We start from the raw sequence: 26,081 nt of genomic DNA on the forward strand, positions 1-26,081 counted from the left end.
CCAAGCTCAACTGGCCCATCTGCTTCACTGCCATCGCGATTCCCTCCGACCTTCGTCTCAGAGAATCACAATCAGCGAATTACGCAACAGGCCCAAGTGGGGGAGATGTCCGGCAGGACAGAGGGGGGCGCTGTCCCGCCGACCTTGCCACGATCTAAGGCACCTCGGCGATTCCAGCCGCAATCACGATATGCTGGCAGACATTGTCGATGTCGCGGATGATGTCATCGTTCCAGAAACGCAGGACGGTCCAGCCGTCCTGTTCCAAGGCGCACTGTCCTTGCTTCGTCTCTGGCAACAGCATCGGCTTCGGTATGCTGGGAGCCGTCGACTTCGACGATCAGCTTCTGCTCCGGGCAGGCGAAATCGACAATGTAGCCGGCGATAGGAAATTGCCGCCGGAAGCCAAGTCCCATCAGCCGGTGCGCGCGAAGCTCGTTCCAGAGCTTCAATTCAGCGGATGTCATGACGTTGCGCATCGATCTGGCGTTTGCGCGATGTTTTGGAGGCAGTGGCGTGTGAGGCATTGTGCTGCTGAAGTTGGCGCTCTACGGCGCCCCCCTCTGTCCTGCCGGACATCTCCCCCTCAAGGGGGGAGATCGCAGCGCCGCCTACCCCACAAACCCCACGCGCTTGTGGCTGCCATCGCAAAACGGCTTGTTGGCGGAATGGCCGCAGCGGCAGAGGAAGGTGCGTTGCGTACGGTCGACCGTGTGGCCGGTGCCGGTGACGATTTCGACATTGCCTTCGAGCTTGAGCGGGCCGTTGGTCGTCGGTGTAACGGTCAGCGGGCCATTGCGCGCCTCCAGCGCCGGCGTATCCTTCAGCGGCGGCTCGCCGGTGGCGGCAAAGCCTGCCTTGGTGTGGCTGCCGTCGCAGAACGGCTTGTTCTCCGAGGCGCCGCAGCGGCACAGCGTGGCGCGGAAGAACGTCTCGCCGCCAAGCACGATCTCGGCGTGCACCGCCAGCGGGCCGTTCTCCCTGATGCGCACGGTGTTAACCACCGGCGGCTGCTCCTGCGGCCCGCCATCCTTGCGGATATAGGTGATGGCGCCGGACGGGCAGGCTTCGGCGAGCGCCACGATCTTCTCGACGCTAGCCGCCTCGGGGTGGATCCATTGGCCGGGCGCATTGGGCACGAAGACACGCGGATCGCCAAGCACGCAATTGCGCGAATGGATGCAGCGGCGCCCGGAAAAGCCGATATCGATTTTTTCGCCTTCGACCGTGCCTGCCATGGGTGCATCTCCTTGCTGAAGGCGTCACGCTATGGCGGCGGCCGGGACGGCGTCAAGCTGCCTGAGAGGCTGGGCGCCTGATCTTCCCCCTTGAGGGGGAGATGTCGCCGAAGGCGACAGAGGGGGGCGGCCCGACTGGGCTCGGCCTGCTACTGCAGAACAGGATGGCGCTCCACGCGCGGCGACCCCCTCTGGCCTGCCGGCCATCTCCCGCTCGAGGGGGGAGATTCGCGCGCTACGGAACCAGATCGATGTCTTCGGTCTCGCCGCCGCTGCAGGTGTAGCAGCAATCGTCGCATTTTTCCGTGTTGCCGGGACCGACGCCCCAATAGGTGCTGTCGTCGCCATCGACCCAGGCGCCGTAGCAGATCGATTCGCCGTCATTGCAGGACAGCGGGATCGACTTGGTCTCGCCGTCGTTGAGATAATAATCCTGATTGCTTCCCGGCCAGACATGGTCGCGGTCCTGGCTGTAGAGCTCGACGCGCATGGCGTTCGGATGGCTGTTCCTGATCTCGAACGTGACATCGCCGGCATGCGCAACGGGCGCAAACGATGCGGCAAGACAGAGCGCCGCGGCAGCGCGGCGCACCAAAGCGTAGGACAACATGATGATTCCCCCCGGAATGAAAACGGCCTGCCCGGCCGCGAGGGGGAACATGGCATGGCGGCGGGATGGGTGGAAGGGGGTTGCGCCATTTGCGCATCGCGTGGTGCGCGAGGTTGCTAAGCAAGACCCCTCTCCGGTTAGCTTCGCAAACCACCTCTCCCCGGGGCGAGGAATGCCAATCGCCGAAGCCTCACAAGGCTTGGGTTCCTCGCCCCCACAAGGTGGGAGCAAGGTGGGGGAGAGGTGGCCGCGAAGCGGCCGGAGAGGGGGCGGTCCGACCGGGCTCAACGCCCGGGCTTCAGCAGCGTCCAGATCCAGCCGATGAATGTGAGCACCAGGAAGGGATATCCGGCAGCGGGCAGCGGCGCCGACGTCGGCAGCAAAGGCGCGCCCCACAGGATCAGGCCCACTGAGACGACAAACAGCAGAGCGGCCACGACAGCGGTGAGTCGCATCCACAGGGCGAAGGTTTTCGGCGCGCTGACCATGACCAGCGCCGCCGCCCAGAGCGAGATACCGCCGACATAGGAGGGCACGCTGGCCTCAAGCCCCGCAGCGTTGCCGGCGAGCAGCAGGCTCTCGCCGGCGAGAAAGTCAGAAATCCGGCAGCCACCCAGTCATTGGCCTGCCGCTGATACTTCATCGTCAACAGAGCGGTTGCCACCACGAGTGCCACGCCGTCGATCGTCCAGAGTGTTTCGCGAAGCGCGGCACTCGCTACGAAGGTGCCGGCCAGGCCAAAAGCGCCGCCGATGGCCAGGCCGATCGCGGCGACGATGTCCAGAGTGGAACGCATTGTATTTCCCCAAGCGCGGTGAGGATACGCCAAAGTGGGATGTTGTTGAAGGATCGGCTGAAAGGACCTTTGGCCCGACACCTGCGCGATTCCTCTAGTGTCGAACGCTCAGCCTAGATGACAGGAAATGGGAATTGGTCACCTAGGCCGGCATGACTCGCGTAACAGGCACTCCGGCCTGCAGATATGCAACTGTTATCTGCGGTCTCTGTGACGAAGTGGAAGATTCTTCCACCGGGATTTGAGACGCCAGATGGCTTGACCAAAAGGCTAAGCATTTGCAGCATCATTAGGCCAGCTGCGTTAACTGCAAACGGGAAAGCGTTTTCGTTTCGATGGACAAAATGGTCTCGAGGCAGCGATCCTAGTTCGGAGACCTCCGCTCTCCGGACGCTCACAGCCGTCCTCAATCGCCCATCTTCAGCGCCTGGATAAACGCCTCCTGCGGGATATCCACCTTGCCGAACTGGCGCATCCGCTTCTTGCCCTCTTTCTGCTTGTCGAGCAGCTTGCGCTTGCGCGAGACGTCGCCGCCGTAGCATTTTGCGGTGACGTCCTTGCGCAGCGCCGAGATGGTCTCGCGGGCGATGACCTTGCCGCCGATCGCCGCCTGGATCGGGATCTTGAACAGGTGGTGCGGGATCAGCTCCTTCAACTTCTCGCACATCTGCCGGCCGCGCTTTTCCGCCGCCGTGCGGTGGACCAGCATCGACAGCGCGTCGACCGGCTCCTCATTGACCAGGATCGACATTTTCACCAGGTCGCCCTCGCGATAGTCGGTCAGGTGATAGTCGAAGGAGGCATAGCCCTTGGAGATCGACTTCAGACGGTCGTAGAAGTCGAAGACCACCTCGTTGAGCGGCAAATCGTAGATCAGCATGGCGCGCTTGCCGACATAGGACAGGTCGGCCTGGATGCCACGCCGGTCCTGGCAGAGTTTCAGGATGCCGCCGAGATAGTCGTCGGGGGTCAGGATGGTGGCGCGGATCCACGGCTCCTCGATGGCGGAGATCTTGACCACGTCGGGCATGTCGGCCGGGTTGTGCAGTTCCTTGACCGTGCCGTCGTTCAACAGCAGGCGGTAGACGACGCTGGGCGCGGTGGCGATAAGGTCGAGGTTGAACTCGCGCTCCAGCCGCTCCTGGATGATTTCAAGATGCAGCAGGCCGAGGAAGCCGCAGCGATAGCCGAAGCCGAGCGCGGCACTGGTTTCCATTTCGAACGAGAAGGAGGCGTCGTTGAGGCGCAGTTTGCCGACGGCGGCGCGCAGGTCTTCGAAATCGGCGGCGTCGACCGGGAACAGGCCGCAGAACACCACCGGCTGCGCCGGCTTGAAACCGGGCAGGGCTTGTGCAGTCGGGCGCTTGTCCTCGGTGATGGTGTCGCCGACGCGGGTATCTGCAACCTCCTTGATCGAGCCGGTGAAGAAACCGAACTCGCCGGGGCCGAGCTCGTCGACATTGATGCGGGCGGGCGTGAAGACGCCGGTGCGCTCGACCAGGTATCTGGCGCCGGTGCCCATCATGCGGATGGTCTGGCCCTTCTTCAGGACGCCGTCGATGATGCGCACCAGCACGATGACGCCGAGATAGGCGTCGTACCAGCTATCGACCAGCATCGCCTTCAGCGGAGCCGTGATGTCGCCCTCGCGCGGCGGCGGCAGATCGTTGACGATCGCCTCCAGCACGTCGGGAATGCCGAGCCCGGTCTTGGCCGAGATCAGCACGGCGTTGGAGGCATCGATGCCGATCACCTCCTCGACCTGCTCGCGGATGCGCTCGGGCTCGGCGGCCGGCAGGTCGACTTTGTTCAGCACCACGACGATCTCGTGGTTGTTGTCGATGGCCTGATAGACATTGGCCAGCGTCTGCGCCTCGACGCCTTGCGAGGCATCGACGACCAGCAGCGAGCCCTCGCAGGCGGCGAGCGAGCGCGACACTTCATAGGCGAAGTCGACATGGCCGGGCGTGTCGATCAGGTTGAGGACATAGTCCTGTCCATTGTTGGCGCGGTATTTCAGCCGCACCGTCTGCGCCTTGATGGTGATGCCGCGCTCGCGCTCGATGTCCATCGAGTCCAGCACCTGCTCCTTCATGTCGCGCAGCTCCAGCCCGCCGGTCGACTGGATCAGCCGGTCGGCAAGCGTGGATTTGCCATGGTCGATATGGGCAACGATGGAGAAGTTGCGGATGTTCTTGATCGGCGTGGTCATGCGGCGCGCTTTAGCAGGGGCATGGTATATCGGCAAGCGGCGGGACGCGGGTGCGGCAGCAAGGCGGCAAAGTCGTTAAACTTTGATCCATGAGATTAGAGCATAGTTCGCGCCCGGCGTGATAGCCCACTGGCCTATCGCCGTTTCGGGGGGTCGGAATGCCGCTGTCAGCACGCAAGTTTCTCAGATCGGTGAGCGGCTCGTTCGCGCCGATGCTCGCCATCCTGCTTATCCCGATGGTTGCCGCATTGGGCTTTTCCATCGACTATACCTCGGCGGTTTCAACTAGGGCATCGATGCAGAACGCCCTCGATGCAGCGTCGCTGTCGATCACGACGCTTGCGACGGACACCTCATTGGCGGACCGCCAGGTAAAACTGCAGGAGGTATACCTGGCCAATGGCGGGCAAGGCACGGCCAAGCTCGACAGCTTCGTCGTCGCCACCGACGGCGCCGCCAGCATCAAGGCTTCGGCCGGCTTTGCCATGCCGACGAATTTCATGCAGATCGCCAGGATCAACACGGTGCAGGTCGGCGTTGCGTCGGCAGTGACAAAGCGGCCGGCGCTGGTGCAAGCCACGTTCAAGGTGACCAAGGTCTCGGGCTGGTGGGGCAAGACAATGACGCTCTACGGCACCAAATTCGGGGACACGGTGGCCAACAAGCTGATGAAAATCACCTACACATACAACGGTTATGGCGATCCGAAAGGCTATGGCACGGCGACCGTCTCCACCATCAACGGAGCGACGATCACTACGGTCCAGCAGCAGGTGTGTACGACCACCACGGTGCTCAGCTTTTATGGGCTGCCCAGCACCACGATCACCCAGACCGCTTCCAACGGCAAGAAATATGCGACCACCTGCGTCAACACCATGTACCCGGCGACCGGTGCCGGCGCGGTGATCGACGTCAGCCAGATGGACCAGCTCTACCTGCAGATGGATGTGCCGTCAGGCAATCCAACGGTGCTCAAATCGAACGATCCGGCAACATCGAATCGCCTCTACGCGGACGGCATCGAGATCGCCAGTGGCCAAACGGTCGATATCTTTACACTGGTGCCGTGCGGCCAGACCAGCATACAAGCGTGGGAAGACGGGGGATCGCCGGTGCCGACATCTCCGACCATCACCGATTCCAACGCGGACTTTTTCTACACAGTAACCGGCAAGTGCGCCTTCAATCAGCGGGCATCGGAAACGCTGTTGACACAATAGGACCCCGCAGCTGAGTGCGAGGGCATATCGGCCCGCTTAGGCTGCCCGTCCATCACACCGCCGCCCGGTCACACCGGGTGGCGTGTTGGTTGCGAGCGACCGTCTTCCCTTCGCCCCTGTGGGAGAAGGCGGCCGAGCGAAGCTCGGTCGGATGAGGGGTGTTCCAGGGAACGCCGACGCCTCATTGCTTCCAGCACCCCTCAACCGTCTCGGCGCTTCGCGCCGATCCACCTTCTCCCACAAGGGCAAGGGAGAGCTGCGAACGATCACGAAGCGGTGATGCTGTAACGAACCGTCTGTCGGCGGCGAAGTGTGGACATGGAACGATGTCTGCGCAGGAGAAACGCAATGCCTGGATCGACAGCGAGACGCAGCACAGCCCTGAAGGGGCTCGCCGCAATACTGTTTTCGGCAACTGTGCTGTCGGCAACCGGCGCGGCCGCCGGCCAAACGCAGACCGTCGTCGAGCTCTTCACCAGCCAGGGCTGCTCGTCCTGCCCGCCGGCCAACGCCAATCTGATCAAGGTGATGGACCGGCCCGGTGTGCTGGCGCTGTCCTTCAACGTCACCTACTGGGACTATCTCGGCTGGAAGGACACATTCGGCAAAGAAGAATTCACGCAGCGCCAGGTCCGCTATGAACCGTCGCTCGGCCGTTCCGGCCCGTTCACGCCGCAAGTGGTGGTCAACGGCAGGGCCGATGCGGTCGGCGCCAGGCCGGGCGAGATCGAGCAGCTGATTGCGAGCGGCGGCCACGCCGACGGACCTTCGCTGTCGCTCGCCGGCGGGACGGTCAGCATCGGCGCCGGTCCGGTTCCCGGCGGCAAGGCCGACGTTTGGTTGGTGCGTTACGGCAAGGGCGTCGTCGAGGTGCCGGTGGCGCGCGGAGAAAACACCGGCCGCACGCTGCCGCACGCCAATGTCGTGCATTCGCTGACCAGGCTGGGCAATTGGACCGGCGACGCCACCGCGCTGCCGCTGCCGGCGACGACGGGCGGCCTTAGCACGGCGGTGCTGGTACAGGTGCCGAGCGGCGGGCCGATCCTTGCTGCCGCTACGAATTAGAAACCCGCGCGAAATTCCCCCAACGCGCAGCGGCGCCGCCGCATGCCGTCAACCCCTGCCAAACCCTAGGAGATCATCTTGACCAATCGCCCGACCCTCGCGGCACTCGCCTTCGCACTTTGCTCAACGGCGCTGTTGGCAGGAGGCGCGGCGCGGGCCGAAGATGCGATGAAGCCGGCGATGGCGACAAACGCTATGAAGCCGGCAACGGGCGCCATGAAGCCGGCAACGGATGCAATGAAGCCGGCCGGCGCCATGGCGGCTGACGCAATGGCCACGACCGCGATGAAGGCGACAGATCCGATGAAGGCCGACTGCATGAACAAGGCCGACGCCGAGACGGACGCCATGAAGAAGGCAGAGGCGACCAAGGCCTGCGATGCCATGGCTCCGGCCAAATAGGCGATGCGCACAGCAATGTGAGAGCCCGGCGGACCTATCCGTCGTATAATCCACACCACATCATGGGAGATCAGACATGACCGCAGCCGTGAAACGATCGTCAATTTTCGCAAAAGCAGCAGCTGCCGCGCTTATCCTCACGGCCGCCGCCGCCGTATTCTGGCAGACCCCGGCAGTCTCGGCCGAAGACGCGGTGGTGATCCCGCCGCCGGCAATGGACGAGAAGGCCACCGCCGGCACCGAAAAGGCGGTCTTCGCCGGCGGCTGCTTCTGGGGTGTGCAAGGCGTGTTCCAGCACGTCAAGGGCGTCACCAGCGCCGTCTCCGGCTATGCCGGCGGCGACAAGGACACGGCCGTCTATGAAATGGTCGGCACCAGCCGGACGGGCCATGCCGAATCCGTCGAGATCACCTACGAGCCGTCCAAGGTTACTTACGGCCAGCTGCTGCAGGTGTATTTCTCGGTGGCGCACAATCCGACGCAACTGAACTACCAGGGCCCGGACAGCGGCACACAGTACCGTTCGACGATCTTTGCGGAAAACGACACGCAGAAAAAGATCGCCGAAAGCTACATCGCCCAGCTCGACAAGGCCAAGGTGTTTCCTAAGCCGATCGTGACGACGCTAGAGACCGGCAAGAGCTTCTATCCGGCCGAGGACTACCACCAGGATTTTCTGACGCTCAACCCGACCTATCCCTATATCGTCTACAATGATTTGCCCAAGGTCGAGAACCTGAAGCGGCTGTTCCCCAACCTCTACAGCGAAAAGCCGGTGCTGGTGCTGGCCGCCAACAAGAGCTGAGCTTTTGCGCCGGCGGGCGCGACGGAGAATAAGCGTCGGCGATCCTTCGCACCCCCCTCTGTCCTGCCGGACATCTCCCCCGCAAGGGGGGAGATCGGCTATCACCTCGACCTTCGCCAAATCTCCAACGTTCAGGACGAGCGGAGCGCTGAAACTGCTAATCTCCGCCCTTGCGGGGGAGATGGCCGGCAGGCCGGAGGGGGGTGCTGTCCCGCCAACGTCTCGAAACTACCTCCCCTTTTTCCAGGGCAGGCTCCAGCGCACTTTCTCCAGCGTCGCCTTTGCCTCGGCCGAGTCCGGGTCGGGCTCTATCTCGCGATAATGCGCCGAGTCCTCAGGTGGGTAGGCAAGTGTGTTGTTGAGGGCGAATTTGTCGATCTGGCTGAAGTCGGGGAAAGGCAGATTTTGCGCCTCGCGCCAATCGCCGACCCTTTTCTCCGCGGCGATGCGTTTTTCGTCGTCGACCGGAAGGTCGGTGGCTCTGTATTCCAGTGACGAAGGGAAGGCGAACTGCGCGCCGGCATCATCCATGATGTTGATCATGGACAACAAGATGTCCTCGCGGATGGCTTGAAATTCGGCCACGTCGGCGGTTTTGATATAAGTGAACACGTCGATATCGAGCGAATAGGCGCCGAAGCCGGCAAAGCGCACGCGGCACGGCTCATCGATAACGCGTGGATGGGCAATCAGCAGCTTGCGCAGCTCGGCCAGGACGTAACGCAGCTGATCGGGCGTCGTCTCGTAGCGCAGCTGCAGCGTCGTCCCGAACCGGGTGCGGTCGCGATGGGCGTAGTTCTCGATCTGCATGCCGGCGAAATCCGAGTTCGGCACCGAGATGATCGTGCGGTCGAGCGATCTGATGCGCGTCGAGCGCATGCCGATATGCTCGATCGTGCCGGACTGGTCGCCGAACTTGCAGAAGTCGCCGACGCTTACCGGCCGGTCGGCATAGAGCGTCAGGCCGGAGAGGAAGTTCTGCAGCGTCGGCTGCGCGGCCAGCGCCACCGCCAGACCGCCGATGCCGAGACCGGCGATGACGCCTTCGTAGGGGATGGCGAGCACTTCTGCCAACAGCAGGAAGGCGACGACCAGCACGGCGACGCGCGCCACGCCGGTGGACAGCGAAATCAGCGTGTCGTGATAGCCGGGCACTTGCCAAAGTCCGCGATAGTGTTCGGCGACCTTGCCGATCAGATGCCAGACCACCGGCACCGCGCCGATCACGATCAGGCTCCAGGCGATTGCCTTGACCGGGGCGGCGACCACTTGCGGCAGACCGAGCGGGCGCAGCGTCAACAGCAGGAAGAAGCCAAGCACGATCGAGCGCACCGCCCATTCGACGATGCGGAAGAAGGCCGAGCTTTCCGTCCTTCGGACAAACAAGGAAATCAGCGCATTGGCGATGAAGCCGAAGACGATGCCGGCCAGTGCGGCAAGGCCGAGCATCCACCATTGCCAGTGCTCCATCGGGCCGGCGCGGGTGAGCAGGCCGGGGCTGATCTCGCGGGCAAGGCCACGGGCGATGAAGAACGGGTCGGTGCTGGCGAAGGCGGCGAATTCCGGCGCCACCGGCACGTCTTCGACGTCGGCGTAGAGCGCGCGGATGTGGGCGAGCGTCTCGGGCGTGAACTGCCAGATCTTGCGCTTGCCGGTGCCGTCGGGGTCAGTCTCGACCGGGCCGATGACGATGTTGCCGGCGGGATGCTCGAAATAGACGAAGGGGGTGTTGCTCTTTGGATCGTCGGGGATCTCCTGCCAATAGACGTAGCCGATGCGGTCGATGACCTTTTTGAGATAGCGCTCGAGCAGGAACGCCTCGTCGCCGCGCACCGCCTGACTGTAGTTGCGCAGGTCGAGCGCCGCCTGGGCCGGGTCGCCGGCTTCGGTGAGGCCGCTCAACAGCACCTTGAACGTGTCGCGCGGCGAGGCGAGCCTGCTCGGATCGTCGACCATGTCGACGGCTTCGCCACGCGCTTCCTGGAATTCGGCGAGCTTTGCCTGGAGCTGGCCAAGTGGCGGCCCGACGATGAACCAGTCGCCATTCTTGCGGCGAAAAGTGACGGCGAAGGAGACCCTGGTGCCGTATTGCGGCAGCGTCGCCGTCACCTCGTCGCCGACAATCGCGTCATGCGGCAGGCTCCACAGACGGAGCGTCGCGTTGTCGATGACGGTGAACAGCAGCTTGGTGTAATCGGGCATGTTGAGGCCGCCGCGGTCGGCCTCGGTGACGTCGACGAGACCCGCCGCCAGACCGGCAAGACCCATGCCGCCGCCGGTGGCGCGCGGCACGTTGTCGGCGCCGCTCTCGTTCATCGTCTGCAGGAACGAGCGCATGGTGCTCATCGGGCTCGACTGGTCGACACGCACGTCCTCGACGGCGCTTACGCGCACACCTGTCCACCATTCGGCGGTGGCGGCATCGAACCGGCCCATGAAGCTGCCGCCGTCAGGCGATTGGACGAAGGTGAAGGCGCCCTGGCGGTCGCCTTCGAACCAGTGGCCGACAAGCTTGTCGCCTTCGGCCTTGGCCTCGATACGGCCGTTATAAAGCGGGTACACGCCCTTTACACCGGCGCCGGTCTGCTCGAACTTGATCTGGGCGCCGCCGCCGCGCCATTTCGTGTCCCACACGCCGGTCCAGTTGGCCGCGTCCTGGGCATGCGCCTGCGGCATGGCCGGCAGCAGGCCGGCAAGCGCGAGTGCGCCGATCAGCGCGACCGTCCGGATCAGCAAAAGCAGCAGCCGATCCTGTCCTGCCGCAAAAAAGGGGGTCATTGCATCGCCCTTCTTGATGCCGACGATTCTGTTCGGCCGGCCAGAGAAGGTTATTCCGCTTGAAGATGAATATTCTGTTTCACGCTGCGACGGCGATGCCGGTCAGTCATAGGTCAGATCCGTCGCCTTGCCGGCGAACACCCGGTAGGCAAAGAACGAATAGAAGATGATGATCGGCAGCACGACGACCGTGCCGACCAGGATGACGGCCAGGCTTTCGGGTGCCGAAGCAGCCTGCCAGATGGTCAGCCGGTCGGGCACCACGAAGGGGTAGAAAGACCAGGCGAGGCCGGCAAAGCCGAGCGTGAAGATAGCGGCCAAGGTCAGGAACGGGAGCAGCGCGTGGCGGTCGCCGGGTTTCGGCAGATGGAAGGTCTGGCGCCACAGCCACAGGAACAGCACTGCCGACAGGATCGGCAGCGGTGACAAATAGAGCATGGCCGGCCAGACGAACCATTTGTCGAAGATGCGCGCGCTGGCAAAGGGCGTGGCCAGCGACACCGCGACCATGCCGAGCGCGGTCAGCACCAGCGCCGTGCGCAGCCACAGCACCGCCTTCCTCTGCAGATCGCCTTCGGTCTTATAGATGACCCAGGCCGCGCCCATTGCCGCGTAGGCCGCGGCAAGGCAGAGCGCCACCAGCGCGCCGAACGCCATGCCGCCAGGGCCGACGTCGAGGCCGAGCACATAGACGCCGAGCATATAACCTTGCGCCAGCGAAGCGACGACCGAGCCGAGGAAGAAGATGCGGTTCCAGCGGTGTTTCCTGCCGGCCGGCACCTTGGCGCGGAAATCGAAGGCGACGCCGCGCAGGATCAAGCCGACCAGCAGCACGAAAACCGGAATGTAGAGCGCGGTCAGAATGGTGCCGTGCGCCAGCGGGAAGGCGACCAGCAGCAGGCCGACCGCCAGCACCAGCCAAGTCTCGTTGGCGTCCCAGAACGGGCCGATGGCGGCGATCATCGTATCCTGTTCGGTGCCTTCGGCTGCGGCGAACAGGATGCCGATGCCGAGATCGAAGCCGTCGAGGATGACGTAGATCAGGATGGCGAGGCCCATCAACCCGGCGAAGATCAGAGGCAGCAGGGTCGGCCAGTCGAAGCTCATGATGTTTCTCCTGGTTGCGCAACCGGCTGCGACAGCGGCCTGTTCATGACGCCCGGCAGCGGCGAGGTGTCTCCATCCTTCGCCGCCTTCAATGCTAGATGCACCAACACGCTGAGATAGGCGATCAGCAGCAGCACGTAGAGGCTGAGATAGACCGCGAGCGACAGCGCGACATGGCTGCCGGCGACCGGCCCGACAGCATCGGCGGTACGCAGCACGCCGGTGACCAGCCAGGGCTGGCGGCCGATCTCAGTGGTGTACCAGCCGGCCAGCGTCGCCAGCCAGCCGGACAGCGCCATCGGCACCATGACGAGCGCCAGCGGCTTGGGCAGGCTGTGGCGGCGCTTGAGGAAGAAGGCCGCCGACCAGGAGACGGCGAGCATAAGGAGGCCTGTGCCGACCATGATGCGAAAGCCCCAGAATACCGGAAACACCGGGGGGTGGTTGCCGGCATAATCATTCAGCCCCGGCACGACGCCACCGGCGCTGTGCCTGAGGATGAGGCTGGCGCCGTCGGGAATGGTGAGCTCGAACCTGTTCTCGCTCGCCGCTTCATCGGGAAGCGCAAACAGCACCAGCGGCACGTTGGGACCGGTGTTCCAGTTGGCCTCCATGGCGGCGATCTTCTGCGGCTGGTGTTCGAGCGTGTTGAGGCCGTGCTGGTCGCCGGCGAAGATCTGGATCGGGATCAGGATCGCGGCGGTGAAGACGCCGGTGCGCAGCGCCTTCCACATCGATTCCGAACGATCGCCGTAGAGATAGCGCAGCGCCGACAGGCCGGCGATCAGGAACGAGACGGTCAGCCCCGAAGCAAGCAGCATATGGACGAGCCGGTAGGGCATGGACGGATTGAAGACAACGGCCCACCAGTCGGTGGCGTGCGCTACACCATCGCGCATCTCGAAGCCGGCCGGCGTCTGCATCCACGAATTGAGTGCGATGATCCAGAAGGCGGACAAGGTGGTGCCGCCGGCCACCAGCACCGTCGCCAGCGTATGGACGCGGTTCGAGACGCGGCGGAAGCCGAACAGCATGATGCCGAGGAACGCCGCCTCAAGGAAAAAGGCGGTCAGGATCTCGTAGGCCAGCAGCGGGCCGGCAATGTTGCCGACCGTCTCCATATAGCCCGGCCAGTTGGTGCCGAACTGAAAACTCATGGTGACGCCGGAAACCACGCCCATGGCGAAGGACAGCGCGAATACCTTAACCCAGGTGAAATAAGCGCGCATCCAGGCGGAATCGTTTGTCGCGTTGTAGCGGAGCTTGAAGAACAGCAGCACCCAGCCGAGCGCGATGGTGATCGCCGGGAACAGGATGTGGAACGAGATGTTCGCGCCGAACTGTATGCGCGACAGGATGAGCGGGTCCATGGCGGCTCCGGCTGCTGCTTGTTTGTACAAGGATAGGCTTCATGCGCGGGACGGTCAAAGCGGCGTCCCGCCGCGAGGCGGAACGCCGCAGTGCCGGTGAATCTGCTTCTGCGCGGAATTTGGCTGGACGATCGGGCAGGTGTCGCCTATTCCGGCGAACCTCGATGTCCAGAACTGTCAGGAGCGGCATTGACATCCGGATTTGCGAACCGACATTCAGCGGATTAAATCAACAACTCTGTTTCAAGCAGCCGTTTTCAGCCATGCAGCCGATCATCTCGATTTCCGGGGTCACCAAGACCTACGCCACCGGCTTCAAGGCGCTGAAGGAGATCAATCTCGATATAGTGCGCGGCGAGATCTTTGCGCTGCTCGGTCCGAACGGCGCCGGCAAGACGACGCTGATCTCGATCGTCTGCGGCATCGTCAACCGCTCCTCGGGTTCCGTCACCGTCGACGGCCATGACATCAACCGCGACTACCGCGCGGCGCGCAGCCTGATCGGGCTGGTGCCGCAGGAACTGACCATCGACGCCTTCGAGAGCGTGTGGGCGACGGTCAATTATAGCCGCGGCCTGTTCGGCAAACCGGCGGACAAGGCGTTCGTCGAAAAAGTGCTGCGCGACCTGTCGCTCTGGGACAAGAAGGACGCCAAGGCGATCACGCTGTCCGGCGGCATGAAGCGCCGGCTGATGATCGCCAAGGCGTTGTCGCACGAGCCGCGCATCCTGTTCCTCGACGAACCGACAGCAGGCGTCGATGTCGAGCTGCGCCAGGACATGTGGGCGATGGTGCGCCGGCTGCGCGAAGACGGCGTCACCATCATCCTGACCACGCACTACATCGAAGAAGCGGAGGCGATGGCCGATCGCGTCGGCGTCATCAACCGCGGCGAGATCGTGCTGGTCGAGGACAAGGCCGAGCTGATGCGCAAGCTCGGCCGCAAGCGGCTTGTGCTGGAACTGCGCAGTCCCCTGGCCACCGTTCCCGACGCCTTTTCGCGCTACGCGCTGGAGCTTTCGCCGGATGGCGGGCAGCTGACCTATACTTATGACAACCAGAGCGAACGGCCGGGCGTCGCCTCGTTGATCCGCGAGCTCGAGGCGGCCGGCATCCAGTTCCGCGACATCGACACGGAAAACAGCTCGCTCGAGGAGATCTTCGTCAATCTGGTGAGGAAACCGGCATGAACCCGCGCGCGGTCATGAATCTTCATGCGGTATGGGCGATCTATCGGGTGGAGATGGCGCGCGCCCTTCGCACGGTGCTGCAGAGCATTGTTTCGCCGGTCATTTCCACGTCGCTCTATTTCGTCGTTTTCGGCTCGGCCATCGGCTCGCGCATCACCGAGATCGACGGCATCAGCTACGGCGCCTTCATCGTGCCGGGGCTGATCATGCTGTCGCTGCTGACGCAGTCGATCTCCAACGCTTCTTTCGCCATCTATTTTCCGAAATTCGTCGGCTCGATCTACGAATTGCTGTCGGCGCCTGTGTCCTATCTGGAGATCGTCATCGCCTATGTCGGGGGTGCGGCGACAAAGTCGATCGTGCTTGGCCTGATCATCCTGGCGACGGCCTCGCTGTTCGTGCCGCTTCACATCGAGCATCCGTTCTGGATGCTCGCCTTCCTGGTGCTGACGGCGGTGACCTTCAGCCTGTTCGGCTTCATCATCGGCATCTGGGCGAAGAGCTTCGAGCAGCTGCAGCTGGTGCCGCTGCTGATCATCACGCCGCTGACCTTCCTCGGCGGCAGCTTCTATTCGATCAACATGCTGCCGGGCATCTGGCGCACGGTGACGCTGTTCAACCCGGTCGTCTACCTGGTCAGTGGGTTCCGCTGGAGCTTCTACGGCAAATCCGACGTTTCGGTCGGCGTCAGTCTCGGCATGACGGTTGTTTTCCTGCTCGTCTGCATAGCAATCGTCGCCTGGATCTTCAGGACCGGCTACCGGCTGCGCAACTGATCGACTGGCCTGCTAGGCAAAGCAGCCTTATCAGTCAACGGAAACAGCGCTGAGTGCAGCCCTTGCGACGACAGCCCCTTGATCTTCATGGTTTGTTATATATCATGTTATGGTTTTTCGCGAGACGGATTGGCGTATGGAAGACGTCGTACGATCGCTTGGTTTCTTGTGCCTGGGCAGCAGGATGAAGCGTATAGGCGAGCAACTGCAAGCGGAGGCGCAGCGCATGCTCGACCGGCTGGATGTTCCGGTTCAGGCGAGCCAGTACCCACTGCTGGCCGCGCTCGACAGGCTGGGCCCGCTGCCTGTCGGGGAACTGGCGCAATCGCTTGGCATCGCGCAGCCGGGTGTAACGCGAAGCGTCTCGCTTCTGGCCGGATTGGGATTGCTCGAGGTTAGTCCGTCGACCGATGACCAGCGGCGCAGGATTGTCTCTCTCACTCGGGACGGCCGGCGGCTGGTCGATGTCGCAAAGCGCGAGGTCTGGCCGCGCATCGAAAACGCCGTTGCGGATTTGTGCGCGGATCTTTCGGGGTCGCTTCTTGAGCAGCTGACCGCCATCGAGGACGGCCTCGCCATGGCCCCTCTCGACCGTCGAGTGAAAAATCCGGAGGGCGCTGCGTGATGAGACACCTGCTCGACCGGCCTATCTGGAGCGCGCTTCAGACGCGACATCGGGCGTTCGCGCAAGGTACTGACCTCGCCAAGCGGTATCGGCCGTCGATCGTTCCATTCGCCGCCACTGGCGCCGACGACGCCGAAAGCCTGCGGGCGCTCGAACAGCTTGTCTCCGCGGGCGAGAGCGTCATCCTGCTTCAGTCGGACGCCATTGCTCTGCCCGCGGGGCTTTCCGCGACGTCGACCGCAGCCGGGGTTCAAATGATTGCCGAGCGGCCGTTGCAAACCGTGTCTGATCAACGTGTACAACGTCTGACCCGAGACGATGCGGCTGAGATGCTCGCCCTGGCATTGCTCACCAAGCCTGGCCCATTCACGCTCGAAGCCTTGAGCCTGGGCGATTTTTGGGGCGTGAAAATCGAGGGCAGACTTGTGGCAATGGCCGGCGAGCGCATGAAACAACCTGGCTATACCGAACTCAGCGGGGTGTGCTCACATCCGGAATTTCGCGGCGGTGGCCTAGGCAAGCTGCTGTCCCTGTTCGTGGCAAACCGGATAGTGGCGCGCGGCGAAGTTCCCTATCTTCACGCCTATGCCAGCAACACCACGGCCATTAGACTATACGAGTCCATTGGCTTCAGGTTGCGAAGCACAATGAATGTGGCCGTGGTTCAGCGCACCGAATGATTAGTCGGCGCATGATGCGCAGCATGGATGCATCCCATATCAGGAAAGGAAGGATTTCGCATCACCGAAATCCTTCCTCGAGACTGCAACGCCTTCCTGCGTCTCAGACCGCGATCTTGCCGCCGCCTTGCCTGGTGATGGCAACGACCGCCGGGCGCACCGGCATGTCCGGCTTGAAGTCAGGCCAGCGGGTCGACAAATCCTCATAATAGGAGGGACGCCCAAAAGCCTCCCAGTCCTCGCCACCGTCGCCTGGATGCTGGACAGCAACGAAAGCAGTCTGGTCGTCCGGCGCAAACAGGGGACCACACATTTCGGCGCCGATCGGCACACGGAAGAACAGCTTTGAGGTCGCCCGCGCCGGGCCTTCCGTGTCGACCGCCCACAGGCCGTCGGTGCGGCCTGTGGCCTTCGGGCCCTGGCCGTCGGTAGCAACCCAGAGGCGGCCGGCCGAATCGACCGCGCAATTGTCCGGCATGCCGAACCAGCCATTGGCAGTGGTTGCGGTGGAGAAGGTGGCGCCGATTTCGGCCACGGCGGGATCACCGCATTTCAGCAGGATTTCCCACTTGCCCTTGGTCGCAGCGAAATCACCGCCATCCTCGACGATCTCAATGATATGGCCAAAGGCGTTTTCGGCGCGCGGATTGGCGGCGTCGACCTGGTCGGCCTTGCGCTTCGAATTGTTGGTCAGCATGACATAGACCTTGCCATTGGCGGCATTGGGCTGGATGTCTTCCGGGCGGTCCATCTTGGTGGCGCCAAGCAGGTCGGCGGCACGGCGCGCCTCGATCAGCACGTCGGCCTGGCTGGCAAAGCCGTTTGCCGCTGTCAGCGGTCCCTGGCCGAAGACGATCGGCAGCCATTCGATTGAACCGTCCTCGGCGAACTTGGCGACCTGCAAGGTGCCGTCGTCGAGCAAATTCATGTTGGCGGCGCGATCGTCCGGATTGAACTTGCCTGTGGTGACGAACTTATAGACATAGTCGAAGCGCTCGTCGTCGCCGAGGTAGAAGGCGACACGGCCATCCTTGGCGACGATCGATTCTGCGCCCTCATGCTTGAAGCGGCCCATGGCGGTGCGCTTCCTCGGCACCGACGTCGGATCCTGAACGTCGACCTCGACGATCCAGCCGAAGCGGTTCGGCTCGTTCGGCTCCTTGCCGATATCGAAACGGTCATGATGCGCCGCCCATTCATAGGCGCCTTCGGGAATGCCGAGGCGCTTGTAGTTGGCCGCCTCGTTATGGCCCTGCGGCAGCTCGCCCGAGAAATAGCCGTGGATGTTCTCCTCGGCCATGACATAGGTGCCCCACGGCGTGACGCCGCCGGCGCAGTTGTTGAGGGTGCCGATGACCTTCGTACCGCTCGGGTCGGCGCTGGTCTTGACGCGGTCGTGGCCGGCGACGGGGCCAGACAGTGCCATCTCGGTATTGGAGGTGATGCGGCGGTTGAGCTTGCCGTCGCGCACGACCTGCCATTTGCCGGCTTCTTTGCGGATCTCGACAATGGTGCCGCCATGCGCGGCCATCTCGACATCGACTTGCTCCTTGCTGAGGGGCGCCTGCTTGGCTTTGCCATCGACGATGGTGACGAGGCCCGGGAACATCAGATGCGGATTGGTGTATTCGTGGTTGACGACCAGCAGGCCATGCTCGGCCGAGCCGCCGATCGGGATATAACCGACATAGTCGTTGTTGTAGCCGAATTGTCTGGCCTGGGCTTCCGCCGACTGTTTTGTCGGATCGAATTCCGGCGAATCGGCGAACAGCGGATCGCCCCAGCGCAGCAGCACGTCGGCGTCATAGCCAGGTGCGACGTGATGCTTGTCGTCGATGCCGGCCTCGAGCTCGTCGAAAGCGAAGGCGGAGCCTTCGGCGGCGCGGGCGTTGTCGGCGGCAATCAGCGCCAGCGGGCTGACGGTAGCGGCTATGGCCGAGACGGCAAGCGAGCCCTTGAGGAAGCCGCGGCGCGAGAACCGCGCGGCGATGATCTCACCCATGGTGCGGTTGTCGGTGGGATTGGCTCCTGGCCCATCGTTTTCCTCGAGCAGACTGGTGCGGAAATGGGCGTCAGGGGTGCGATGTTCGGTCGAGCGCTGTTCAGTCATGGGGGCCTGCCTCTGGCTGGATAGATTGCTGGAGCGTGTTGCCTGGCCAATCCGGTATTACCGGCAGGTCACAGTTTGATGACATGCCGGCTAATTGCCACCTGCGATTTCGTATCCAACATCAGTCCCGCTTGACCGCGACCGGCGCTTCGGAAACAAGAGCTGCGGCAGGCGCGTAGGGACCGCATCGGGAGGAACAAAAGTGAGTTTCTGGGGACTTGGGCAGCTCTGCGTTTCGACGGTGATCTTCCTGCTGGCGGCGATGGCCGCAAAACAGTGGGGGCTGGCGCCGAGCCTCGGCAAGATCGTGCTGACGTTGGCGCTCTATTCGCTGGGCAATCTGATCATGCTGAGGCTGATCCGTGAATTCGGCATGTCGGTGTCGTTCAGCCTGTCGGCGGTGATCCAGCTGGTGTCGGTGAATGTGGTGGCGCTGGTCTTCTTCGGCGAGCGCGTCAATGCCTTGCAGGCAACCGGCATTGTGCTTGCCATCGCAGCTGTGGCGCTGATCACGCTCGGGCCCTATCTGCAAAGGCTGTAGCTGCGATCGGGCCGATGAAGAAGATTGCAAGCAGACTGCGCAACTGGCTGGAGTTCCCGGTTCTGCTGGCCGGGCTGGTCATTGCCGGCGGGCTGTGGGGGTTCGAAGAACTGATGGAGCTGGCGCGGGCGACCACGCCGCATGCCTTCGACACCGAAATCCTGCTTGCCTTCCGCAAGGCCGGCCAGCCCGACAATCCGATCGGACCGGCGTGGCTGGAAGGAGCGATGCGCGACGTCACCAGCCTTGGCAGCGCCAGCGTGCTGGTGCTGATCACGGCAGCAATGATCGTCTATCTGCTCCTTATCCGCAGGCCAGGCGCGGCGCTTCTCATGTTCGTCGCGGTGGCGGGCGGCCAGCTCCTGTCAAGCGTGCTGAAATTCGATATCGACCGGCCGCGCCCCGATCTGGTCTCGCATCTCGCCGATGTGGCATCGCTTTCGTTTCCGAGCGGCCACGCCATGCTGTCGGCGGTGACGTATTTGACGCTGGGCAGCATGGCGGCACGGTTTTTGCCCGGGCGCACAACGAAGATCTATGTGCTCGTGCTGGCGGTGCTGACGACGGTGGTGGTCGGCATCAGCCGCATCTATCTCGGCGTCCACTGGCCGTCCGACGTGCTGGCCGGCTGGTGCGCCGGCTTTGCCTGGGCGATGCTGTGCTGGCTGGCGGCACGATTGCTGCAGCGATGGCTAGGGCGGGCCGACGGCACCTGACGTCGGCCGGACTACTTCAAATCAGCCTGTTGATCAGGCCATGTCCGCAGCCTGCCAGCAGGAAAACCATCGACAGCAAGACTGTCGAGGTCGCCAACGCTTTGAATGTCTTCACCTGCTCATCCCTTTTAAGGTCGTACCTGTGAAATCGGTACCGCAATGGATGTCCCGCCTAACGATGTCGAGGTTTGTAGCATGCCAGCGCACCGGCTGGCAAAGACTGTTGCATGTTTCACATATGCAAGATGATGTTTGACCCATCATTATGAAGGTATTATACGTGATACTGCAGAACTCAGACGGGGTTTTGACCGATGATCACTGCCGCGCAGATGCGTGCCGCGAGGGCGCTGGCCGGCATCGATCAGAAGACCCTCGCCGAGCGCGCCGGGGTTTCGCTTCCAACCATTCAGCGCATGGAAGCGAGCGACGGCGTGGTCCGGGGCGTGGTCGATACGCTGATGAAGGTCATCCAGGCCCTTGAAGAGGCCGGGGTCGAGCTGATCGGCGAGAACCAGGCGAGCGAGCGTGGCGGCAGGGGCGTTCGCCTCAAGCCTGTCACGCCGCAGAACCCGCAAGGCTGACGCTACTGCCGCATCGCCGAAAATCAAATTCGATTTTCGGATAGTCCGATGCGCGGGTCAAAAGTGTTGGGGCGTATCTGTGCGCCTATTTGGACGCACGCCGCTCCAAGTCGCGACGGCGACCGCCGACAGTCCTGCCGACGATCCCGCCGCTCCTTGGTTTCATGCGGAAGGCACTCGATGGATCAGACGCAGCGGGCAGTGCATCAACCGGCGCGGCCGACATTTTCCGAACTGTTCACCCCGAAGCTGGTGACGGTGCTGCGCGAGGGCTACACGCTCACGCATTTCAAGGCGGATGCCATCGCCGGGCTGACTGTCGCCATCGTTGCGCTGCCGTTGTCGATGGCAATTGCCATTGCTTCAGGCGTGACGCCGGAGCGCGGGCTCTACACCTCGATCATTGGCGGATTCCTGGTCTCGGCGCTTGGCGGCAGCCGTTTCCAGATCGGCGGCCCGGCCGGCGCCTTCGTTGTGCTTGTGGCGGCGACGGTGGCGCGGGTTGGCGTCGACGGCTTGCTGCTGGCGACGATGATGGCCGGCGTGTTCCTGCTTGCCATCGGCTATCTCAGACTTGGCACCTACATCAAATTCATCCCCTACCCGGTGACCGTCGGCTTCACCGCCGGCATCGCTGTCATCATCTTCTCCGGCCAGATCGTCGAACTGTTCGGGCTGAAGCTCGCCGGCAAGGAGCCAGGGCCGCTGGTGCCGAAGCTGATGGCCATCGGCGAAGCGGCCGGAACAATCAACCTCGCCGCAACTGCGGTGGCGGCACTGACCATCATCACCATTGCGACGTTGAGGCGGTTTCGGCCGAAGTGGCCGGCTATGCTGATTGCCATCGGACTGGCATCCCTCGTCGTCGCATTGCTCGCCATGCCGGCCGAGACGATCGGCACGCGCTTCGGCGGCATCCCGCGCAGCCTGCAATGGCCGGCCTTCCCGCCGCTCAGCCTCGACAGGATAATCGACGTGCTGCCGGACGCCATCGCCTTTGCGCTGCTCGGGGCGATCGAATCGCTGCTGTCGGCCGTCGTCGCCGACGGCATGACCGGAAGGCGGCATCGCTCCAATTGCGAGTTGGTGGCGCAAGGCTTCGCCAATATCGCCTCCGCCTTGTTCGGCGGCATATGCACCACTGGCACCATTGCCCGCACCGCGACCAATGTACGGGCCGGCGCGCATGGACCGGTCTCAGGCATGATGCACTCGGCCATTCTGCTTGCTCTGATGCTGGTGGCGGCACCGCTGGCCAGCTATATCCCGCTTGCAGCACTTGCCGGCGTGCTGGCGGTGGTGTGCTGGAACATGTTCGAGAAACAGGCCTTCGCCACCTTGCTGCGCGCCTCGCGCGGCGATGCGCTGGTACTGATGGCGACGTTCCTGATCGTCATCTTCCGCGACCTGACCGAAGGCATCGTCGTCGGCTTCGCGCTAGGCTCGATCCTGTTCATCGACCGCATGGCCAAGAGCATCGCGGTGGAGGCGGACCATCAATCCTTGGTGCAGGAAGACGTCGCCGACCGAGCCAGCGCTTATGATTCCAGCGAGGCGAGCGATGCCGACACCGTGGTCTACCGGATATCGGGCGCCTTTTTCTTCGGCGCCGCCTCGACCGTCGGCACGGTGCTGGACCGCATCGCCGACCAGCGCAAGAACTTCATCCTCGACTGTTCGGCGGTGCCGTTCTTCGATTCGACGGCGGCCAATGTCATCGAGGGCGCGGCCCACAAGGCCAAGCGCGCCGGCGTTCGCTTTATTATCTCAGGCGCTTCACCGCAGACACGCCGCATGCTGATCAACCACGGTGTCAAGCGGCCGCTGGTGACTTATGCCGCATCGATCACGGATGCGCGGGCGCAGCTGAAGAAAGCCGCGCCTGTCGCCTGAGCTGGCAACTGCCGGCTTAGTCGAGGCCCAACGCTGAGACCTCGCCCTCGTTCATCAGCGGCACGAAGATTGTCGACTTGCCATCTGTGCCGATATCGGCGCTGCCCGGCTTGAACGTCGCAACCACTTGCGGCGTACCGCTGGCTTTGTAGCGGTAGAGCGTGCCGGTCATATAGGCAGTGGCGTAGATGCTGCCGCCGATGGCAACGACGCCATCGAGGTTGGCAAAGTTTTCCGCGCCAGCCAGAGGCGAAACGGCCTTGGTGGCGAGATCGACCGAGAGCAGGCCGCCCGGCTCCGCGGTGCTGAAGTCGGGCTTGATGCCCTTGCCCCACGAAGCGACGATCAGCCGGCGGCCATCGGCGAAGATGCCATTCGGCGAAGCGAGCGCCGCATCCTTGATGAACAGTTCGAGCCGGTCGCCGTCGATGCGATAGATCGTATCGGCAAGCATATCCGTGACGTAGACCTTGCCGGATGCATCAGCGGTCATGTCGTTGAGAAAGACAGCGTTCGGCACGTCGATCGTCGACGCTAGCTTGCCGCTTTGGAGATCGACGACGCGCACATGGGTGATGTCGGCGACGTAGAGTTTGCCGCCGGCAATCGCCATGCCCTTGGGCGCGTCCATGCCGTCGGTCCAGTGTTGCGTGACCAGCTTGCCGTCCATCGACAGAACCGACAGATAGCCGTTGCCGTCGGCTTCGCCGGGATTGCCGACGATGTTCGAGACGATAACGCGCTGGCCGGCGGCGTCGAACAGCGCCGATTCAGGTTGCTCGAGGCCGCCGGCGCGCCAGAGTTCAGCGGCCTGAACTGCGGGCGCAGTCGCGATGCCGAAGATGGCGAGAAGTATCGGTGTGAAGAGGCTTTTCATGGCTAGTCTCCTGTAATGGGCTGGCGGAGAGCTAGGCCTTTCGATACTTTTCGGGAAGATCTATCGGGACTAGTACCGAAGGTTGATACCAAATCGTGCAAAAGAGGTGCATCCCATGAACGGCCTGATCTTCGCCGCGCTGAAGCGGACGCTGAAGGCCAAGGGCGTGACCTACCGCGTCCTTGCCGAGCGAATGGGCGTTTCCGAGCCGACGGTGAAGCGCATTTTCCACGAGCGCAACTGCAAGCTCGACCGGCTGATGGAGATCTGCGCTGCCGCCGGCGTGGAGTTGGAGAACGTGCTCGGCTCTATGAACAGAGGACCAGGACCTGCCAACCACATCGCGCCGGAGATCGAGCGCAAGCTCGCCGGCCGGCCGGCACTGCTGTTCATCTTCGTCATGCTTTCGGAAAAATTTACGCCCGAAGGCATCATGCGCTCACAGGGGTTGAGCGAGGCTTCGATGTTCCTCTATCTGCGCGACCTCGAGGAGTTGGGGCTGGTCGCGCTCGGTCGCGGCCTGTCGGCCAGGCTGCTGGTCGAGACGCCAATCCAGTGGAATTTCGACGGGCCATTGCGACCACTGTTCGAGGTGACCAACAAGAACTTCATCGGCTGGGCCATCACCCATCTGGAGCGCGGGGCGACATTCGTCAGCTTCTCCAGGCGGATGCGGCCCGAGACGGCGGAAATGGTCAGGCGGGAGGCGGAGGAACTGGCCGAGCGCGCCAAATTGCTTGCGCATCACGATCAGCACACGACGCCGGAAGAGGGGTTGGTCGGCTACAAATGGACCTTCGCTTTCGGCGCGACGCCATTCCCGGCGATCATGCCGATCGGACCGCATCCGCGCGACGCAGGCGCGCGGGCGGACGATCGAGTTGCGCCCGCCGCAAACGGACGACGTCTGCCGGCGTAGGTCAAAACACAATCGCTGAACGACCACGTCCAGACCTTTGGCCGCGTCCGCATGCGATGCGGAGCTTGCAGCAGCCAATGCCGACCCCAGGTGGATGTGCAGGATTTCCTTGCGCGTGATCCCAAAGGATCGCGTCAGCCCACGCCAGGCGCGCCGGCGTCTTCGTGCGATACCGCTGTGAGATCGTCGCGCACCTTGCGGGCAAGCTTCCTTGTCGAGCGCTTCGGACGGTCGCCGAAAAGCTCGGCCGCCTCGGCGAGGCAGGTTTTTTTCAGGCTCTTTCCGAGCGCTTCAGCAGCTTGGCAAGCAACCGCGTGTCCTCAGGGGGACCGAGCGGCTGGTCCTCGGCATCGAGAAGCGCGCGCATGACGAACACGTCGTGCAGTTCGCCGAGCCGCTCGCCCAATTCATCGACGGCCTTGCGCCGGGCCTTGATCGGCGTCGGCCACAGCCGGCCGAGCAGCGACAGGTGCATGCCATGCGTCTTGGCCGCCTTGCGCAGGTCGTGAAAGTCATCGGCTTCGGCGCGCGAAGCCGCCTTGTCCAGCGCTTTCCTGGCGCGGCGCAAAGTGGCGCGCGCGCCTTCGGCGAGCACGTCGGCAGCCTGCTCCGGCTGGTCGGGCAGAGCGAGCTTGTCGATCCGGCCGACACCTTCCTCGCAAGCGGCGATCGCCGCGCCTATCGCAGCATCGAGGCCTGCTCCGCCATGCAGTTCATGCAGGCGCGCGACGAGCCGGTCGCGAACGGCATCGAGACCACCGCCGGCACTTTGCTCGGGAAAGCTTGCCGCTAGCCGGTCGATTGTTTCCACCAGTGCGGTCGCCTCGCGCGGGCCGGCAAGCAGGGCCGCCACCTGGCGGTAGCATTGATTCTCAGTCACGCAGAATGTTTCGTCTCCGGAACGGACAAGGCGCAGCAAGGCGCGGACGTTCTTCAGCCGTTTGCGACAGTTGTGCAGCCCCTGTTCGGGCCTGTCACGCGCGGCGTCCAGATGGACAAGCGCCTTGCCGATCTCCTCGGCGAGAATGCGTCTGATCTCGCCGGTCAGCGACATGTGCGGATCGATACGAAAGCTCATGCGACGATCTCCGAAATCCCCCCAAGGGCGAGCGACGCGTTGTAAAATCTCGGCTCGCCGGTGACTTCGCGGCCGAGCCAATCTGGCAGCATTTCGTCCGGTACATCCTCCGGCGTCTCGAGTTCGGCGATCACCAACCCCGCAAGCGTCCCGCCGAAGACATCGACTTCGTAGAGATAGCCGCGGTGTCTAACATGATGGCGTGTCTTCTCGATGACATGTCCGATGGCAAAGGCCTGCATCTCCTGCGCCTCCGCCAAAGGCACCGGATATTCGAATTCATCGCGCTGGCGTGCCTGGCTGCCGAACTTGAGCGTCAGCTTGGCGACGGCATCATTGCTGATGCGCACACGCACCGTACGGCTGGGTTCGGCGACAAGGTAGAATTGACGGATATGAATGTCCGCCTCGACCATTGCCCGCCATTCCTCACCTGAGACCAGGAATTTACGCTCGATTTCCTTGCCCATGGCCATGCACTAGAGC

General features: G+C 63.2%; 23 protein-coding genes and 2 pseudogenes. 13 read left to right on the forward strand and 12 right to left on the reverse strand.

The features are described 5' to 3' along the window. Positions 1-154: 154 nt before the first annotated feature. The 5 genes and pseudogenes from NKH98_RS09965 to lepA form a co-directional block, all read right to left on the reverse strand. Positions 155-527 (reverse strand): annotated as a pseudogene (locus NKH98_RS09965) (endonuclease domain-containing protein). A gap of 84 nt (positions 528-611) precedes the next feature. Beyond that, on the reverse strand, positions 612-1,238 hold the full coding sequence (locus NKH98_RS09970; protein WP_352898013.1) for a CDGSH iron-sulfur domain-containing protein: 627 nt from the start codon (positions 1,236-1,238) through the stop codon (positions 612-614). A 235-nt stretch (positions 1,239-1,473) separates the two neighbouring features. Then, positions 1,474-1,848: a hypothetical protein gene (locus tag NKH98_RS09975; protein WP_502894224.1), complete on the reverse strand. Its 375-nt coding sequence runs from the start codon at positions 1,846-1,848 to the stop codon at positions 1,474-1,476. 284 nt (positions 1,849-2,132) lie between these two features. Further along, complete coding sequence (locus NKH98_RS09980; RefSeq protein ID WP_352898016.1) at positions 2,133-2,384, reverse strand: hypothetical protein; 252 nt, start codon at positions 2,382-2,384, stop codon at positions 2,133-2,135. A gap of 666 nt (positions 2,385-3,050) precedes the next feature. Continuing rightward, the gene (lepA, locus tag NKH98_RS09985) at positions 3,051-4,856 is read right to left on the reverse strand and encodes a translation elongation factor 4 (RefSeq protein ID WP_352898019.1); all 1,806 of its coding nucleotides are present in this window, start codon (positions 4,854-4,856) and stop codon (positions 3,051-3,053) included. 158 nt (positions 4,857-5,014) lie between these two features. Here lepA and NKH98_RS09990 point away from each other — a divergent pair, with 158 nt between their 5' ends. The 4 genes from NKH98_RS09990 to msrA all read left to right on the forward strand — a co-directional run bounded on the left by NKH98_RS09990 (position 5,015) and on the right by msrA (position 8,351). Then, positions 5,015-6,079, forward strand: coding sequence for a TadE/TadG family type IV pilus assembly protein (locus NKH98_RS09990; RefSeq protein WP_352898022.1), 1,065 nt, complete (start codon positions 5,015-5,017; stop codon positions 6,077-6,079). A gap of 348 nt (positions 6,080-6,427) precedes the next feature. Beyond that, complete coding sequence (locus NKH98_RS09995) at positions 6,428-7,144, forward strand: DUF1223 domain-containing protein (protein WP_352898024.1); 717 nt, start codon at positions 6,428-6,430, stop codon at positions 7,142-7,144. A gap of 78 nt (positions 7,145-7,222) precedes the next feature. Beyond that, entirely contained in the window at positions 7,223-7,546 is a 324-nt protein-coding gene (locus NKH98_RS10000) for a hypothetical protein (protein WP_502894225.1), read from the forward strand. Positions 7,547-7,622: 76 nt separating this feature from the next. Further along, positions 7,623-8,351: a peptide-methionine (S)-S-oxide reductase MsrA gene (msrA, locus tag NKH98_RS10005; RefSeq protein ID WP_352476876.1), complete on the forward strand. Its 729-nt coding sequence runs from the start codon at positions 7,623-7,625 to the stop codon at positions 8,349-8,351. Between the two features lie 228 nt (positions 8,352-8,579). Here the strand turns inward: msrA and NKH98_RS10010 are convergent, their stop codons facing one another. From NKH98_RS10010 to NKH98_RS10020, 3 genes are all read right to left on the reverse strand, one after another. Further along, entirely contained in the window at positions 8,580-11,129 is a 2,550-nt protein-coding gene (locus NKH98_RS10010) for a mechanosensitive ion channel family protein (protein ID WP_352898027.1), read from the reverse strand. A gap of 102 nt (positions 11,130-11,231) precedes the next feature. Continuing rightward, positions 11,232-12,236 carry a cytochrome d ubiquinol oxidase subunit II gene (locus tag NKH98_RS10015; protein WP_352898030.1) on the reverse strand — a complete coding sequence of 335 codons (1,005 nt, stop codon included), beginning with the start codon at positions 12,234-12,236 and terminating at the stop codon, positions 11,232-11,234. Beyond that, entirely contained in the window at positions 12,233-13,606 is a 1,374-nt protein-coding gene (locus NKH98_RS10020; protein WP_352898032.1) for a cytochrome ubiquinol oxidase subunit I, read from the reverse strand. The genes NKH98_RS10015 and NKH98_RS10020 overlap by 4 nt, the downstream gene beginning before the upstream one ends. 263 nt (positions 13,607-13,869) lie before the next feature. Here NKH98_RS10020 and NKH98_RS10025 point away from each other — a divergent pair, with 263 nt between their 5' ends. The 4 genes from NKH98_RS10025 (at position 13,870) to NKH98_RS10040 (ending at position 16,877) form a co-directional block, all read left to right on the forward strand. Further along, positions 13,870-14,796, forward strand: a complete 927-nt coding sequence (locus NKH98_RS10025; protein WP_352509392.1) for an ABC transporter ATP-binding protein — start codon at positions 13,870-13,872, stop codon at positions 14,794-14,796. A gap of 14 nt (positions 14,797-14,810) precedes the next feature. Further along, positions 14,811-15,572, forward strand: coding sequence for an ABC transporter permease (locus NKH98_RS10030; protein WP_352509411.1), 762 nt, complete (start codon positions 14,811-14,813; stop codon positions 15,570-15,572). 136 nt (positions 15,573-15,708) lie between these two features. After that, entirely contained in the window at positions 15,709-16,197 is a 489-nt protein-coding gene (locus NKH98_RS10035) for a MarR family winged helix-turn-helix transcriptional regulator (protein ID WP_352898035.1), read from the forward strand. After that, positions 16,197-16,877, forward strand: coding sequence for a GNAT family N-acetyltransferase (locus NKH98_RS10040; protein ID WP_352898038.1), 681 nt, complete (start codon positions 16,197-16,199; stop codon positions 16,875-16,877). The genes NKH98_RS10035 and NKH98_RS10040 overlap by 1 nt, the downstream gene beginning before the upstream one ends. Positions 16,878-16,980: 103 nt before the next feature. Here the strand turns inward: NKH98_RS10040 and NKH98_RS10045 are convergent, their stop codons facing one another. Beyond that, positions 16,981-18,987, reverse strand: a complete 2,007-nt coding sequence (locus tag NKH98_RS10045; RefSeq protein ID WP_352898040.1) for a PhoX family protein — start codon at positions 18,985-18,987, stop codon at positions 16,981-16,983. A 202-nt stretch (positions 18,988-19,189) separates the two neighbouring features. On the opposite strand from NKH98_RS10045, the gene NKH98_RS10050 reads away from it, so the two are divergent. The 4 genes from NKH98_RS10050 (at position 19,190) to NKH98_RS10065 (ending at position 22,721) form a co-directional block, all read left to right on the forward strand. Further along, positions 19,190-19,528: a hypothetical protein gene (locus NKH98_RS10050; protein ID WP_023679017.1), complete on the forward strand. Its 339-nt coding sequence runs from the start codon at positions 19,190-19,192 to the stop codon at positions 19,526-19,528. A 14-nt stretch (positions 19,529-19,542) separates the two neighbouring features. Next, positions 19,543-20,244: a phosphatase PAP2 family protein gene (locus NKH98_RS10055; protein WP_352476869.1), complete on the forward strand. Its 702-nt coding sequence runs from the start codon at positions 19,543-19,545 to the stop codon at positions 20,242-20,244. A gap of 314 nt (positions 20,245-20,558) precedes the next feature. After that, a complete protein-coding gene (locus NKH98_RS10060; protein ID WP_292656925.1) occupies positions 20,559-20,828 on the forward strand; it encodes a helix-turn-helix domain-containing protein in 270 nt (89 codons plus the stop codon). A 180-nt stretch (positions 20,829-21,008) separates the two neighbouring features. Next, positions 21,009-22,721: a SulP family inorganic anion transporter gene (locus tag NKH98_RS10065; protein ID WP_352898041.1), complete on the forward strand. Its 1,713-nt coding sequence runs from the start codon at positions 21,009-21,011 to the stop codon at positions 22,719-22,721. A 16-nt stretch (positions 22,722-22,737) separates the two neighbouring features. Here the strand turns inward: NKH98_RS10065 and NKH98_RS10070 are convergent, their stop codons facing one another. Continuing rightward, on the reverse strand, positions 22,738-23,598 hold the full coding sequence (locus NKH98_RS10070) for an SMP-30/gluconolactonase/LRE family protein (RefSeq protein WP_352898043.1): 861 nt from the start codon (positions 23,596-23,598) through the stop codon (positions 22,738-22,740). Positions 23,599-23,713: 115 nt separating this feature from the next. Between NKH98_RS10070 and NKH98_RS10075 the strand changes: the two genes are divergently transcribed. Beyond that, complete coding sequence (locus NKH98_RS10075; RefSeq protein WP_352898045.1) at positions 23,714-24,517, forward strand: helix-turn-helix domain-containing protein; 804 nt, start codon at positions 23,714-23,716, stop codon at positions 24,515-24,517. A 134-nt stretch (positions 24,518-24,651) separates the two neighbouring features. Here NKH98_RS10075 and NKH98_RS10080 read toward each other — a convergent pair. Both NKH98_RS10080 and NKH98_RS10085 read right to left on the reverse strand, forming a co-directional pair. After that, positions 24,652-25,595: pseudogene (locus tag NKH98_RS10080) on the reverse strand (CHAD domain-containing protein). Next, positions 25,592-26,065, reverse strand: a complete 474-nt coding sequence (locus NKH98_RS10085; RefSeq protein ID WP_352898047.1) for a CYTH domain-containing protein — start codon at positions 26,063-26,065, stop codon at positions 25,592-25,594. The pseudogene NKH98_RS10080 and the gene NKH98_RS10085 overlap by 4 nt, the downstream one beginning before the upstream one ends. Positions 26,066-26,081: the final 16 nt, after the last annotated feature.

Origin of the sequence: Mesorhizobium sp. M0833 (assembly GCF_040319905.1) — a bacterium.
GTDB lineage: Bacteria > Pseudomonadota > Alphaproteobacteria > Rhizobiales > Rhizobiaceae > Mesorhizobium.